A 13,236-nucleotide genomic window follows, 5' to 3' on the forward strand; every position below is an offset into this window, starting at 1 on the left:
GGCGCACCGTGCGAAAATTTCGTTATCTCCCCGATAGTTTCGCTGCCTGGATCGTAGGTAAACGCTGCGTAAAGCGTCAACACCTCGGGTGGGAGCGATCCCAAACCGAAACTTTCGGATACACTCCCGAACGTGTCAGCGAAGCGGCGGGTGACGATCGCACTGATCGCGGAAGAGGCCGGGGTCTCCATTCCGACGGTGTCCAAGGTCATCAACGGACGTCCAGAGGTCGCTCCGGCGACCCGCCATCGAGTCGAACGACTCCTGCAGGAACACGGCTACCAGCGGCGCATCAGCCAGGACGACACCCCGGCCGGCCTGGTCGACCTGGTCTTCGCCGAGATCGAGTCGCCGTGGGCCATGGAGATCGTGCGCGGCGCGGAGGGGGCGGCCCACGAGGCCGGGGCCAGCGTGGTCATCTCCGTCCTGCACACCCATGCCGGACCGGGCCGCGACTGGCTCGAACGCCTGGCCGCCCGCCGTACCGACGGCGTGGTCATTGTCGCCTCGCGCCTGTCCACCGGCATCCAGGCCCAGCTCAGCGCGCGCTCGCTCCCGTTCGCCGTGGTCGACCCGGAGGGCGAGCCCGCCCCCGGCGTCGTCTCGGTCGGGGCCACCAACTGGAACGGCGGCCTGGCCGCCACCCGCCACCTGCTCGAACTCGGCCACCGGCGCATCGGCATGATCAGCGGCCCCACGGACATGCTGTGCAGCCAGGCCCGCGTGGACGGCTACCGCGCGGCCCTGGAGACGGCCGGGGCGCCGATCGAGCCGGAGCTGATCCGCCGCGGCACGTTCCTGGTGGAGTCGGGCCACGACGAGGGCCACGCGCTGCTCTCCCTGGACTCGCCCCCGACGGCGATCTTCGCCGGGAGCGACCTGATGGCCTTCGGCGTGTTCGAGGCGGCCCGCCAGCGCGGCCTTCGCGTCCCCGAGGACCTGAGCGTGGTGGGCTTCGACGACCTGCCCCTGTCCAAGTCGGCCTGGCCACCCCTGACCACGGTACGCCAGCCGCTGCAGGAGATGGCCGCCCTCGCCACCCGCACGGTCCTGGCCATGGGCCGCGGCGAGGTCCCGGAGACCAAGCGGGTCGAACTGGCGACAGAACTCATCGTCCGAGACAGCACGGCCCGCCACGAGTAGGCATCCGGGTAGGTGGGCCAGGCCCACCACCCGTTGCCCATCCGGGTGGTGCGCCTGCTGGAGCCCACCCCGCCCGCCAAAGGCCCCCCCGTGGGCCTGCCGATATCCCTGAACAGGCGAGACACCCGCAGACACCCCCGAGTTGGGGCCAGAGCCGGTAACTCGGTGTGCGACAGGAGCTGGTTTCGGGAAAGCCGGTGCGGTTTGCGTGCTGGTGGTGCGCACCACGGTGGTGCCGGCGCTGACCGTCCGGTCCTCGCCCTGGGCCTGGTCACGTCCGGCGACCGGCCCCTGCTGGACGACGACCAGGTGTGCCACCTCATGACATCGGTTCCTCGCCGTCAGGCTTGGCGGGCGTGGGACGCGAGGTGATCGGCGAGCGCGATGACGCGGTCGCGCAGTTCGTCGGGGCGCTCGATGACGAACGGCCGGTTGAGTGCGGCGAGTATCGGAGGCAACCAGTCGAGCCGCTCCACCCGTAGCTCGACGCGCAGCCAGCGCTCGCTCGCCCGGTCCTCGCCGGCCGAGGCCGCGGGCTCGTGCTCCTCCAGGCTCGCGACGCTGGCGGGAAGGTGGGCGCGAATCTGCTCAACTGTCCCGTGGATCCGCAAGGTCACCTCATGCTGGTACTCAGCCGTGGCGAACCCCGACAACACGCGCTGTGCCGGACCCGGACCTTCGGGCGCGTCGAATGAGCCGGGCAGGGCCCTCGCGTCCGCGATGCGATCGAGCCGGAAGGTTCGGTCCTCGCCGATCCGGGCGTCGTTGCCGGTGACGTACCACCGGCCCGAATGGGCGACGATCCCGTACGCGTGCAGCGTGCGTTCGCTGAGCCGCCCGTCGCGGTCGGTGTATCGGATCGAGACCGGTCGGCGGTGGCGTACCGCGTCGGCGATGGTGAGCAGGACCCCGGCGTCCGGGGCGGCGAACTCGCCGGGCTGATCCGTGAAGGCGAGAGACTCCAGGAGTGTGTCGAGCCGGCGGGCGATGTGCTTGGGCAGCACCCGCCGGATCTTGGCCGATGCCGTCTCGCTCGCCGTGTGCTGCGTCGTCATCAACCCTGCTCGGCGTCCGGCGACCAGGCCGAGCAGCACGGCCAGTGCCTCGTCGTCGCTGAGCATGAGCGGCGGCAGGCGATAGCCGGGAGCGAGCCGGTACCCGCCGTAGCGGCCGCGCACCGACTCCACGGGCACGTCGAGATCGATCAGCTGGTCCACATACCGCCGCACGGTACGTCCTTCGACGCCGAGCCGGTCGGCGAGTTCGGCCACGGTCCGGATGCCGCCCGACTGCAACAGCTCCAGGAGTGTCAGCACGCGCCCGGTGGGTCGAGACATGTTCGCAGCCTATGCGAATACAGGACCGATTCTGTCCCCTATTTGTCCTAGTCTGCGTAGCGCACGACGCCAGCACAGCCAAGGAGCTTCCCATGGACTTCGTCTCGATCCGGATCATCACCAGCGACGTCGCGCGCCTCGTCGAGTTCTATGAACGAGCCACAGGGGTGCGTGCGATGTGGGCCACCGAGGACTTCGCCGAACTCAAGACCCCCAAGGCCACCCTCGCGATCGCCGGCACTCGCACCGTCCCGCTGTTCGCCCCGGGCTCTGCCCGCCCGGCGGACAACCACAGCGTGATCACCGAGTTCCGCGTCGACGACGTGGATCGCGTTCACCAGAACCTGACCGGCTTCGTGACCGACTTCGTCAACGAGCCCACCACGATGCCCTGGGGCAACCGGTCGCTGCTGTTCCGCGACCCCGACGGCAACCTCGTCAACTTCTTCACCCCCGTCACCCCGGCGGCTGTCGAGAAGTTCGCAGGTTGACGCCACGCACCGCCGAGCACGAACGCCCCCTGCCCACGAGAACCGAGGGGCAGCCGTCGATCATGCGGTTCCCGATGACCTCGCCCTTCTCCGTCTTCTCGCACCACTCGTGCACACGCGGCGTACCCTGCATCTCCCGGACGATCGTGGCGATGTTGAGCGGGTGACTCGGGTCAGCCGCACGCTGGATCGGCGCTCCGCGACAAAAGGCGCATAACTGGGGTTATCGAGGGGGTTGATCGCTCAAGGCGGTGACCAGGCGGGCGACCAGCGCGCGCGTCTCCTCGAAGGAGGCGTCGCTCAGGGCGGGGCTGCCGAGGAGCGAGCGCATCACGCCCATGCCGAGCAGCAGCGCGCCCACCATCTCGGCCCGCAGGGCGGGGTTCTCGCCTCCCATCCGCTCGGCGAAGTCGGGCAGGTAGCCCTCGCAGATCTGCGTACGCAACTGTTCGCGGATGGCCGGGCGTCCCGCGGAGCGCAGCATCACCAGGAGCGGGTGCTCGCCGGCGAACTGCTCCCAGTCGGCGAAGACGACATCGTGCAGCAGCGTGTCGGTGATGTGGGTGAGCGGACGCGCCGGATCGTCCGTGAGGCCGGCCGGGATCTCCACGCGTACGGCCTCCTCGTGGAGTTGCTCCTTCGAGCCGAAGTAGCGGAAGACCAGAGCCGGATCGACGCCCACGTCGGCCGCGATCTCACGTACGCCGGTGCCGTCGTAGCCCTGGCGGGCGAAGCGCAGGCGGGCGGCGTCGAGCAGCTTGGCGCGGGTGGCGGCCTTGTCGCGGCGTTTCGGCTGGTCCATGCAAATCATCCTAAGTCATCGTACGTTGACTTAACCATCCACCAGGCCTAGCATTCTTGTCACCGATCGATGACTTGAGAGGGCTCGGGAATGCGTACATACGTGATCACCGGCGGCACGGACGGCATGGGCAAGGGCCTCGGGCTGCATTTCCTGCGGCGCGGGGACAGCGTGATCGCCGTGGCCAGCGGGGAGGACAAGGGGCGTGCCTTCCTCGCCGAGGCGCACCGGCTCGGCGCCGAGGGCAGGGCCGTGTTTCTCCGGGCCGATCTGAGCACCGTCGCGGGCATGCGGCAGGTGGTCGAGGAGGTCAAGGCGACCACCGAGGCCGTGGACGGGCTGGTGTTCGCGGCCCAGCGGTTCCGGCCCAAGCGCGAGGAGACGGCGGACGGGCTGGAGTTCACCTTCGCGCTCGCCTACCTGAGCCGGTTCGTCATCGGCCACGGCCTGCTGGAGCAGCTGGAACGCGCGCAGGCGCCCGGCGTGATGAACATCGCCGGACCCGGCGGCCTGCCGGGCCGCGTCAACTGGGACGACCTCCAATGGCGCGACGGTTACACGGGGATGCGCGCGGCGATGCAGTCCTCGCGCTGCAACGACCTGCTGGGAGCCGGCTTTCCCGCTCGCTACCCTGCCGCCCGTACGCGTTATGTCCTCTACAACCCCGGCTTCGTGAACACGAGCATGGCCGACCCGCTGCCGCAGCCCAGGCGTGCCGTCACCAAGGTGCTCGCCCGCTTCTTCGCGATGCCGGTCGGCAAGGCGATCGTGCCGATCGCCGCACTGCTGGACGCCGCGCCCGGATCCGCCGTCACCGCCTACATGCGCGGCAAGCCGTTGCCGCTGACCGGCAAGGATTTCGACCCGGACGCCGCGGCCCGCCTCGACCGTGTGACGACGGACCTGCTCGGACAGATCGCCGCAACTCGGTAACGCACCGCAGCGGTCCCGCAGCAAGCGCAAGGCCGTGTCAGGAGTTGCCCGGCCAGTCCGGGATCGGCGCTGAGCAGGTGCCCGGCCTGCTCCCGATCCCCTCGCATGATCGTGGTAGGCCAGGCCGGACAGCCGCGGGAACTCGGTCGCGGGGTCGGCCGAGGGGCCCACCTCGTGCGGCCGGCGCGCGAACCTGCCCAGCATCGCCAGGTGTGCCCGCAACTGGGGCCAGCTGGTGAAGCCGTACTTGCGGGCGACCACCAGTTGCGCATCGGCCAACCGCAGTTTTGACGGCGCTCCCGGACACCATCCGCCGACCGTCGCGAGTGCGCGGAGCTCGCCCGCGCGTCCCGCAACGCCAGCTCGAGCGTACTCCCTCCACGTGTTGTGATAGCTTCGGCGGCGCCGTGCATCGCCGCGAACTCGAGGAGGTGAGACCGATCAACGCTGTGACAGGTCGGGGCTCCCTCCCACGCATGGTCTAGGGAGCGCCCGCAGAAGGCCTCCCGAAAGGCTTGAAACGCCATGCGCTTCATCTCCCGGACGTCGTCGGACGGCGTCACCGAACAGCTCTTCACCCTCGGCGAGATCCCCGGCGTGCTGTGGACGCCGGAAGCCGCCCCGAGCACTCGTCCCCTGATCCTGATGGGACACGGCGGCGGGCAGCACAAGAAGGCGCCCGGCATCCTGGCCCGCGCGCACGACTTCGTCACCGAGGGCGGGTTCGCGGTCGCCGCGATCGACGCGCCCAACCACGGCGAGCGGCCGAAGGGCGAGGAGTTCGGCCGGATCGCGACCGAGATGCGGGCCCGTGCGGCCGCCGGCGAGGACGCGACCGCGCAGGTCCTCGCCATGCACAGTCTTCTGGCCAGTCAGGCCGTCGCGGAATGGCAGGCGGTCCTGACCGCGCTCCAGCAGCTCGACCACGTCGGCGCAGGTCCGGTGGGTTACTGGGGTGTGTCGATGGGCTGTGGGCTCGGTGTCCCGTTCGTCGCCGCGGAACCCCGGGTCGGCGCCGCGGTGCTGGGCCTGCTCGGGGCGACCACGCTGGCCGAGAGTGCGGCGCGGATCACCGTGCCGGTGCAGTTCCTGCTCCAGTGGGACGACGAGCGGGTGCCGCGGGCCGAGGGCCTGGCGTTGTTCGACGCCTTCGCTTCGGCCGAGAAGACGCTGCACGCCAATCCCGGCAAGCACGGGGATCTGCCGCGGTTCGAGACGGACAGCTCGCTGCGGTTCTTCGCCCGGCAGCTGGGCTGACACCCGTCCGTAGTCGGCTGACGCGCCGGTCGGCACGTCAGCCGACCACGGACGGAAGGCGCGGAGAACGGCGACAGACTGATGAAAGCGTGGCGAAAGACCCTCCCGCCAAACTGTGTGGGTGCATGGCTTACGGCCGATATCGCGTATCGCGTTGGTGTCGCTCGGGGGTTTCACGCTGGGAGCGTTGGTGGCGTTCGGCGTACTCGCGGTCCAGGCCGCCGGCGTCGCCGACGCGGAGTCTCGCGCCACGGCGCGGGCCTCGGCCACAGTCCGGTACATCGACTTCGACGACCAGGGCAATCCGGAGATGTTCTACCTGGACTGGTCCGACGGCAGGAACAGCCATCAGACGATGATCCAGGCCGACTCCGAACATTTCGTGCGGGGCTCGGTGCTGCCCATCCGCTACGACCCGGCCGAGCCCGGCGGTCTGGTGTTCCCCGCCGGGCATGAGGACGTGCCCCCTCCCGGGGACATGCTCAGGCGGGCCCCGTTCGTCGTCGCGGGGGTCTACGGGCTCGGGCTCGTCCTGGTGCTGGCCCGGTTCCTGCTCAACCGGCACGCGGCGGCGGCGGCCGAGGTGCGGTGGCAGGTCCGGCCGCTGATCCTGGAGTACAGGACGAAGGGGGTCCGCTGGTTCAGCCCGTACCTGAAGCTCGTCCCCGAGCGCGGGGCGAGGCCGTACTACCAGCGGGTCCACTGGGATCCCGCCGTCGACGAGCGGGCGGAGGGACTGAAGGCACAGGTGCGGATCGGGGGAGGGCCGTTCAGGCGAGCGGTCGTGATCACCGGGGACGGCACGCGGCTGTGGCCGGCGGGGCGGCTCCGGCGGCGCACGCCCCGGGGCTGGGAGAAGTCCGACAGGCCGTTGGGGAAACCGTACTGGCACGGGCCGGGCTGGGTGCTGGTCGCGTCGATCACGGGGGTGACCGCCGCCGGGCTGCTCCGGCTCGACGCGCTGCTCTACCTGGTGCCGGTCCTGGCCCTGCTCGTGGGGCTGATCTGCCTCATGTGGGGCTGGTACGGAGGCCGGCCCCTGTATCGCTCACCCGGGTACGCGCCGGGAGTCGAGCCCAGGCCCGGGCCGCCGCAGAACCCGCGCGGATCGAGCCCCCGCCGCGGCCGCAGGAAGAAGACACCCCCGCAGAACAGGTGAAGACGCCGGCCGCACCCACGCTCAGCGGAAGTCGTCCGCGTGGTCGACGGCCCATTCGGCGAACGTGCGCGCCGGGCGGCCGGTCACCTTCTCCACCGCCGTCGAGGTCTGCGCGGGTATGCCGTCGCGGGCCGCCCACTGCTTCATGATCACCTCGACGCCGACCGCCGGCGTCGTCCGGCCCATCTCCTCCCGCGCCTGCGCTTCCGACACCACCTCGACCGCGATCGGACGCCCGATCGCCTCCCCGATGTGCTCGACCTGCCGCCGCAACGTGAGCGACTCCACCCCGTACACGGTGTACGCCCGCCGCTCGTGCCCGGGCTCGGTCAACGCCGTCACCGCGAGCGCCGCCAGGTCCTTCTCGTGGATGGGGGCGGTCTCGGCCTCCGGGTACGGCAGCCGCACCGCGCCCCCGCCCCGGATCGCCGCCTGCCACCACCACAGCGTGTTCGTCGCGAACATCCCCGGCCGGATGAACGTCCAGTCCAGCCTTGAGCCCTCCACGGCCGTCTCGACGACCTGGTGGTGCACGGCGATCGGATTGTGTTCGGAGCCCTCGATCACGACCGCCGCCGACGACAGCAGCACCACCTGCCGCACCCCGGCCGCCCTGGCCGCCTCGACGAAGCCCGCGACACCGTCCGGTTTGGCGTACACGAACACCTTCGTGGCGCCATCCAGCGCGGCGGGCAACGTCTCGGGAAGGTCCAGATCGGCCGCCACGACCTCCGCGGAAGCGGGCAGGCCGCCCTTTTCCGGGTCCCTGCTCGTCACCCGCACCTGTTCGCCGGCCGCCAGCAGACCGGCGGCGACATGGCGCCCCACACTGCCCCGAGCCCCGAAGACCACCATCACCATCTCCGCAGAACCTCCCTAATCCTCGGCCTGGCCGAGAAGCCTGACCAGCTCACCGTGCAGGCGGCGGCGCACCTCGGGCGAGAGCGGATCGTCGCCGAAGATGTCCCGGACGAACTGCGGCATCGTGATCGGCGCGAACACCACCGCATAGGCGACCAGCAGCGCGAACGCCGGATCGACCCGATCGGTGACCTCCCCGGCCTCCTGCCGCCCGCGCATCCGCTCCAGCGACTCGGCCATCCGGGCGCGTTGCGCCTGCGCGAACCGCTGTCCCTCCTCGGCGTCGGCGAACGGGCAGTCGCCCAGCGCCTGCCACACCACCAGCCGCGCCCATTCCGGGTCGTCGAGCGTGCGCTCCAGCTGGGCCCCGACCGACTCCGCGAACGAGGCGGACGAGGCGTCGGACGCGGCCTCGTCCGCCTGCCGGCGCCGCCGCAGCTCCTCCAGCAGCCCCTGCTTGCCGCCGAAGTAGTAGGAGATCAGCTGCTGGTTGACGCCGGCGCGGGCGGCGATCCCGGCAGTGCGCGCGCCGGAATATCCCTTCTCGCCGAACTCGCTCACGGCGGCCCGCAGGATCCGCTCCCGCGTCAGCTCCGCCGCCTTGCCGCGCTCCTCAGGGCGCGGCGCCCTCCGTGCCGCCATGTGCAAGGACGGTAGAGCATCAATCGTTTGGTTGACAAGTGTCACCTGGATGATTGAGAGTCCGTAGGGACGAACCGCTTCATGGCCGCCTTGCCGTGCTCCACCGCCGCGTTCCCGCGTTCCAGCAGGTCGGCCTGGTATTCGGTCAGCGCCGACCGGAGGTCCCGCTCGCCCCGATGGACCTCGGCCAGCCGGTCGCCCAGCCGCCGGGCGTCCTGGATGGCGGTGTTCGCGCCGTTGCCGCCGCTGGCCAGCGTCAGGTGGGCGGCGTCGCCGAGGAGCGTGATCCGGCCCGCCGGCCACGCGGGCACGGGGCGGTCGTAGACCTTGGCGGGGCCCGCGGCGCTCATGTCCGCCGAGCGCACGAGCTCCCGCAGGTCGGGGTGCCAGCCGTCGATGAGCTCCAGGACGAGCTCGCGGGCGTCCACCAGGGCCTGCCGCGACGCCGGGTGCTCCGGGGGCACGAGCAGCACCCACCGCACGTAGCTGTCCCGGTGCGGCAGGTCCAGACCGGGTACGAGCTCGGCGGCGGCCTCCGAGGGCTCCCTGGCGAACCGCATGCGGCCCAGCATCAGCGTGATCCCCGGGCCCTTGACCATGGTGCCCCGGCCCGGCACCAGCTCCGCGAAGCGTTCGGTGATCGGCGTGCGGCCCATCGCGCCGCACAGTCCGGCGTCGACGTGGCCCACCTCGGGGGCCACGTGGCGGCGGACCACCGAGTTGCCGCCGTCGGCGCCGACCAGCACGTCGCCCGTGGCCTGGGTGCCGTCGGCGAAGCGGGCCGTCACCGTTTCGCCGGTCTCGGCGACCCCGGTCAGGCGTTTGCCGTGCGTGACGCGGTCGCCGAGACCGCCGAGCAGGATCCGCCGCAGCACCTGACGATCGACCGCCCGGGTCTCGTCCGGCGGTCCCGGCAGGTCGCTGCTGAGCAGCGTGAGCCGCTCGTCGAACAGCAGCCCGGGGCCGTCCAGGTCGCCGCTGGTCGCCTCCGCCAGCGCGTACAGCCGCTCCGGCAGGCAGGCGCGCAGCTCCGCCCACCCGAGCGGCGCCAGCCCGATCCGGTAGCCCTGGAAACGATCGCCGCTGCCGTCGTCGGCCTCGTACACGTGTACGTCGATGCCCGCGCGCACCAGCGCGTGCGCCAGGGCCAGCCCGCCGAGGCCCGCACCGATCACCAGAACCCGTTGTCCGCTCATGCCGTCCTCCCTGTCCGACGTGAACAACGTTCACGTGTACATTGTTCACGTAAGCGGAGCCGTACTGTCAAGGAGGTCTCATGGGGGAGCGGCGCGACCAGGTCCTGCGGGCGGCGATCGAGCTGCTCGACGAGGTCGGCCTGGACGGGCTGACCATGCGCCGCCTGGCCGGCCGGCTCGGGGTGCAGGCCGGGGCGCTGTACCGGCATTACCCCAGCAAACAGGCGCTACTGGACGCGATGGTCGCGCACCTGGTCACCCCGCAGGACGGCCCCGCACCGCCGCTCGACGGCCCCTGGGACGAGCAGCTGCGGATCGTCGCGATCGGCATCCGCGAGCTCATGCTGGCCCACCGGGACGGGGCCCGCCTCATGGCGACGTTCCAGCACGCGGGGGACGAGGCCGTGGCCGGCTTCCACGCGCTCATCGCGGCCCTGGCCGCGGCGGGCATCCCCGCGGACAGGGCCGCCGTGGCCGTGGACACCGTCATGGCCTACGTGAACGGCTACACGGTCGAGGAGCAGGCCAGGAAGGCCGAGACCTGGCCCCGGGAGCAGCGCGACGCGGCCTTCCGCGCCGGGCTGGAGCTGATCCTCGCCGGCGTGCGCAGCCTGCGGACCTAGGGGGTCAGATGGCGGGACAACCAGGCGAGGGCGAGCGGGTAGCGGTACTCGATGGCGCCGTGGCCGGCGTCGAAGAGCTCGAAATAGACGTTCTCGTCCTTGACGCCCGCCGCCTCCAGCGCCCGCCGGAACGCCACCGCCCCGAAGTCCAGGAAGTACTCGTCCTTGTTCCCGGCGTCCACCCAGATCGCCCGCATCGAGCGCAGGGCCTCGGCGTGCCGCGGGGCCATCAGCACGGGATCCCAGGACAGCCAGCGCTCCCACACCTCCGGCACGACGGCGCCGGTGTCGTCGAAGGGCAGGCGTACGGTCCCGTCGGGGTCCGCGGAGTAGGCGGCCGCGTACGCGTACATCTCCAGCAGCTCCAGGTCCCCCTCCTTGGTCCCGGCCAGGCGGCCGCGGAAGTCGGCGAGGAACGTGTCGTACGAGCCGTCGTACATGTCCCGCAGCCTGCGCGCCACCTCGGGGAACGACCCGCGCGAGCACACCTCGAACAACGCGTCACCGGCGTGCGTGGCCAGCGCGCCGAACACGTCGGGCGCCAGCATCGCGGTGACCATGGCCCCGTAGCCGCCGCTCGACTTGCCGGTGACCGCCCGGTGGTCGCGGTCGGCGATCGTGCGGTAGCGGGCGTCCACCCACGGCACGACCTCGTCCCGCAGGTAGGAGTGGTAGCGCCCGGTGCCGGGGGAGTCGAGGAACTGGCTGCCGCCGAGCGAGGTCCACGCGTCCACGTACACGACGATCGCGGGCAGGGCCTCCCCTGAGGCGAAGGCGGCGTCCGCGAGCTCCGGGTACGGCTGGCGGAACGGAGCCCGGTTGAGCCACATGGCGACGTGGCCGGTGTAGCCGAGCAGCACGTAGATCGAGGGGTAGCGACGGGAGGGATCGTCATCGTACCCGGGCGGGACGTACACCATGATCGGGCGCTCGTGCGGATCCCCCAGGGGGTTGCCGCGCAGCAGGGCGCTGTCGATGACGGCGTGGTCGAGACGGCCGGCCAGCTCGGCGGACCAGGGCAGCATGAAGAATCCTCTCAGCCGACGGACGAGGTCACCGTGTCGATGCCCGTCTGCGTGACGGAACGACCGGAGATCAGGACGAGTGTGAGCTTGCGCAGGTCGGCCAGGCGTTCGAGCGGATCGCCCTTGACCGCGATCAGGTCGGCCCGCTTGCCCGCCTCCAGGCTGCCGGTCACCCCGCCCACCCCGCAGGCGTCGGCGGCGCGCACGGTGGCCATCTCGATGATCTCCGCGTGGCCGAACCCGGCCTCCGCGAACACCTCCAGGCCGGCGACGTACCCGTCGGTCTCGTTGGCGATGCCGCCGTTGGTGAACCCGGCGTCGGTGCCCGCGACGAGCCGGATCCCGGCCTCCCGCATGGCGGCCACCGCGTTCAGCCAGGCGTCGATCATCTCGGGCCCGTAAGCCTCGCGCATCCGCCAGAACACGCCGTGCACGGTGGGGCACACGTACGTGCCGCTCGTCGCGACGAGGTCGGCCAGCTCGGCGTCGTAGTCGTGTCCCGACGGGCCGAAGAACGTGCAGTGCTCCAGCGTCGTGACGCCCGCCTCGATGGAGCTGCGGATGGAGGCGTGCGCGTGGGCGTGGGCGGCGACGCCCTTGCCGCGCGACGCGGCCTCCTCCACGACGACCCTGAGCTGCTCGGTGCCGTACTGCGGGACCCAGCTCGGCGGCGCGCCCGGCGTCATCAGGCCGCCGGAGGCCATCACCTTCAGGCAGTCGGCGCCCGCCCTGAGGTTCTCCCTGGCGACGCGGCGGATGGCGGGCTCGTCGTCGGCCTCGCCGCCCATGTACCAGCAGTGGCCGCCGGTGATCGTGATGGGCCTGGTGGCGGCCACGATGTGCGGGCCGACCGTGAGGCCCTCCTCGATCGCGTCGCGCAGGGCCAGGTCGAGGAAGCCGCGCGAGCCCAGGTCGCGGGCGGTGGTGACGCCGGCGGAGACGAGCTTGCGCGCGTTCTCGGCCATGCGTAACAGCAGGTGGTGGTCGCTCTCGGAGCTGCGCCGGGTCACCGGGTCCACCTTCGCGTCGAACCCCAGGTGGACGTGCGCGTCGATCAGCCCGGGCAGCACCGTGTGGCCCGGCAGGTCGAGGACCTCGGCGGCCTCGCCCCCGCTGCCGCGCGGCCCCACGGAGACGATCCGGTCGCCGTCGACGAGGACCTCGCCGTCGGCGATCACCTCTCCGGGCCGGCCGGTGAGCACTCTGGCGGCGCGAATGATCCTCATACCGCCAGCCTGCCACGCGCCTTAAGGCAACGAGAAGAAGATCTGAAGCGCGGCCTGCGACCTTTGAGCCATCGAACGAACCGGAAAGGACACGACAATGACCCAGACCGCCGAATACGAGATCAACCGCCTCTTCGACGCCTCCCGCGAGCTGGTGTGGGCCGCCTGGACCGAGCCGGAGCGCTTCTCGCAGTGGTTCGGGCCGCGGATGCTCAGCACCCCGGTCGGCCGGATCACCCTGGACACCCGCCCCGGTGGCGTCTGGCGGGCCACGCTGGTGGGCGAGGAGGGGTTCGAGGCGACGCTGGACGGGACCTACCGCGAGGTGACTGAGCCGGAGCGGCTGGTGTTCACCACGGGCGACCCGGACAACCCGGGCGAGGGGCCGGCGTCGGTCGTCACGATCGACTTCACCGAGGCGGACGGCAAGACGGGGATGCGCTTCCACCAGTACGGCGTCAACACCGACCCCGCGCACGCCGAGCAGGCCAAAGCGGGCTGGATCGAGTTCTTCGACCGCCTGGCCGAGTACCTTGCCTAG

The 13,236-nt window shown here is 71.3% G+C and carries 14 protein-coding genes; 7 read left to right on the forward strand and 7 right to left on the reverse strand.

Going from position 1 to position 13,236, the window contains the following annotated elements; translation table 11 throughout:
- The first annotated feature begins 132 nt into the window (after positions 1–132).
- Positions 133–1,143, forward strand: coding sequence for a LacI family DNA-binding transcriptional regulator (locus tag ABZX61_RS03675; protein WP_355191243.1), 1,011 nt, complete (start codon positions 133–135; stop codon positions 1,141–1,143).
- 341 nt (positions 1,144–1,484) lie between these two features.
- Here the strand turns inward: ABZX61_RS03675 and ABZX61_RS03680 are convergent, their stop codons facing one another.
- Positions 1,485–2,480: a YafY family protein gene (locus tag ABZX61_RS03680; protein ID WP_355191246.1), complete on the reverse strand. Its 996-nt coding sequence runs from the start codon at positions 2,478–2,480 to the stop codon at positions 1,485–1,487.
- A gap of 92 nt (positions 2,481–2,572) precedes the next feature.
- Between ABZX61_RS03680 and ABZX61_RS03685 the strand changes: the two genes are divergently transcribed.
- Positions 2,573–2,971, forward strand: a complete 399-nt coding sequence (locus ABZX61_RS03685) for a VOC family protein (protein WP_350728648.1) — start codon at positions 2,573–2,575, stop codon at positions 2,969–2,971.
- 223 nt (positions 2,972–3,194) lie between these two features.
- On the opposite strand, the gene ABZX61_RS03690 is transcribed toward ABZX61_RS03685, so the two are convergent.
- The gene (locus ABZX61_RS03690; protein WP_350728649.1) at positions 3,195–3,773 is read right to left on the reverse strand and encodes a TetR family transcriptional regulator; all 579 of its coding nucleotides are present in this window, start codon (positions 3,771–3,773) and stop codon (positions 3,195–3,197) included.
- 90 nt (positions 3,774–3,863) lie between these two features.
- Between ABZX61_RS03690 and ABZX61_RS03695 the strand changes: the two genes are divergently transcribed.
- The 3 genes from ABZX61_RS03695 (at position 3,864) to ABZX61_RS03705 (ending at position 7,122) form a co-directional block, all read left to right on the forward strand.
- Positions 3,864–4,706, forward strand: a complete 843-nt coding sequence (locus tag ABZX61_RS03695; RefSeq protein WP_355191248.1) for an SDR family NAD(P)-dependent oxidoreductase — start codon at positions 3,864–3,866, stop codon at positions 4,704–4,706.
- Positions 4,707–5,231: 525 nt separating this feature from the next.
- Entirely contained in the window at positions 5,232–5,963 is a 732-nt protein-coding gene (locus tag ABZX61_RS03700; RefSeq protein ID WP_355191250.1) for an alpha/beta hydrolase, read from the forward strand.
- Positions 5,964–6,153: 190 nt separating this feature from the next.
- Positions 6,154–7,122 (forward strand): hypothetical protein, encoded by a 969-nt coding sequence (locus ABZX61_RS03705; protein WP_355191252.1) that lies wholly within the window; start codon positions 6,154–6,156, stop codon positions 7,120–7,122.
- A 21-nt stretch (positions 7,123–7,143) separates the two neighbouring features.
- On the opposite strand, the gene ABZX61_RS03710 is transcribed toward ABZX61_RS03705, so the two are convergent.
- The 3 genes from ABZX61_RS03710 to ABZX61_RS03720 are packed head-to-tail and all read right to left on the reverse strand — an operon-like array spanning position 7,144 to position 9,821.
- Positions 7,144–7,983 (reverse strand): NAD(P)H-binding protein, encoded by an 840-nt coding sequence (locus ABZX61_RS03710; protein WP_355191254.1) that lies wholly within the window; start codon positions 7,981–7,983, stop codon positions 7,144–7,146.
- 15 nt (positions 7,984–7,998) lie between these two features.
- On the reverse strand, positions 7,999–8,625 hold the full coding sequence (locus tag ABZX61_RS03715) for a TetR family transcriptional regulator (protein WP_350729820.1): 627 nt from the start codon (positions 8,623–8,625) through the stop codon (positions 7,999–8,001).
- A gap of 41 nt (positions 8,626–8,666) precedes the next feature.
- Positions 8,667–9,821 (reverse strand): FAD-dependent monooxygenase, encoded by a 1,155-nt coding sequence (locus tag ABZX61_RS03720; protein WP_355191256.1) that lies wholly within the window; start codon positions 9,819–9,821, stop codon positions 8,667–8,669.
- An 80-nt stretch (positions 9,822–9,901) separates the two neighbouring features.
- Here ABZX61_RS03720 and ABZX61_RS03725 point away from each other — a divergent pair, with 80 nt between their 5' ends.
- A complete protein-coding gene (locus ABZX61_RS03725) occupies positions 9,902–10,444 on the forward strand; it encodes a TetR/AcrR family transcriptional regulator C-terminal domain-containing protein (protein ID WP_355191258.1) in 543 nt (180 codons plus the stop codon).
- On the opposite strand, the gene ABZX61_RS03730 is transcribed toward ABZX61_RS03725, so the two are convergent.
- Entirely contained in the window at positions 10,441–11,469 is a 1,029-nt protein-coding gene (locus ABZX61_RS03730) for an alpha/beta hydrolase-fold protein (protein ID WP_355191260.1), read from the reverse strand. The two genes, ABZX61_RS03725 and ABZX61_RS03730, sit on opposite strands and share 4 nt — an antisense overlap.
- A gap of 11 nt (positions 11,470–11,480) precedes the next feature.
- Positions 11,481–12,695 (reverse strand): amidohydrolase family protein, encoded by a 1,215-nt coding sequence (locus tag ABZX61_RS03735; RefSeq protein ID WP_355191262.1) that lies wholly within the window; start codon positions 12,693–12,695, stop codon positions 11,481–11,483.
- A gap of 97 nt (positions 12,696–12,792) precedes the next feature.
- On the opposite strand from ABZX61_RS03735, the gene ABZX61_RS03740 reads away from it, so the two are divergent.
- Positions 12,793–13,236 carry an SRPBCC domain-containing protein gene (locus ABZX61_RS03740; RefSeq protein WP_355191264.1) on the forward strand — a complete coding sequence of 148 codons (444 nt, stop codon included), beginning with the start codon at positions 12,793–12,795 and terminating at the stop codon, positions 13,234–13,236.

This window comes from Nonomuraea sp. NPDC003709 (assembly GCF_040610775.1).
GTDB lineage: Bacteria > Actinomycetota > Actinomycetes > Streptosporangiales > Streptosporangiaceae > Nonomuraea > Nonomuraea angiospora_A.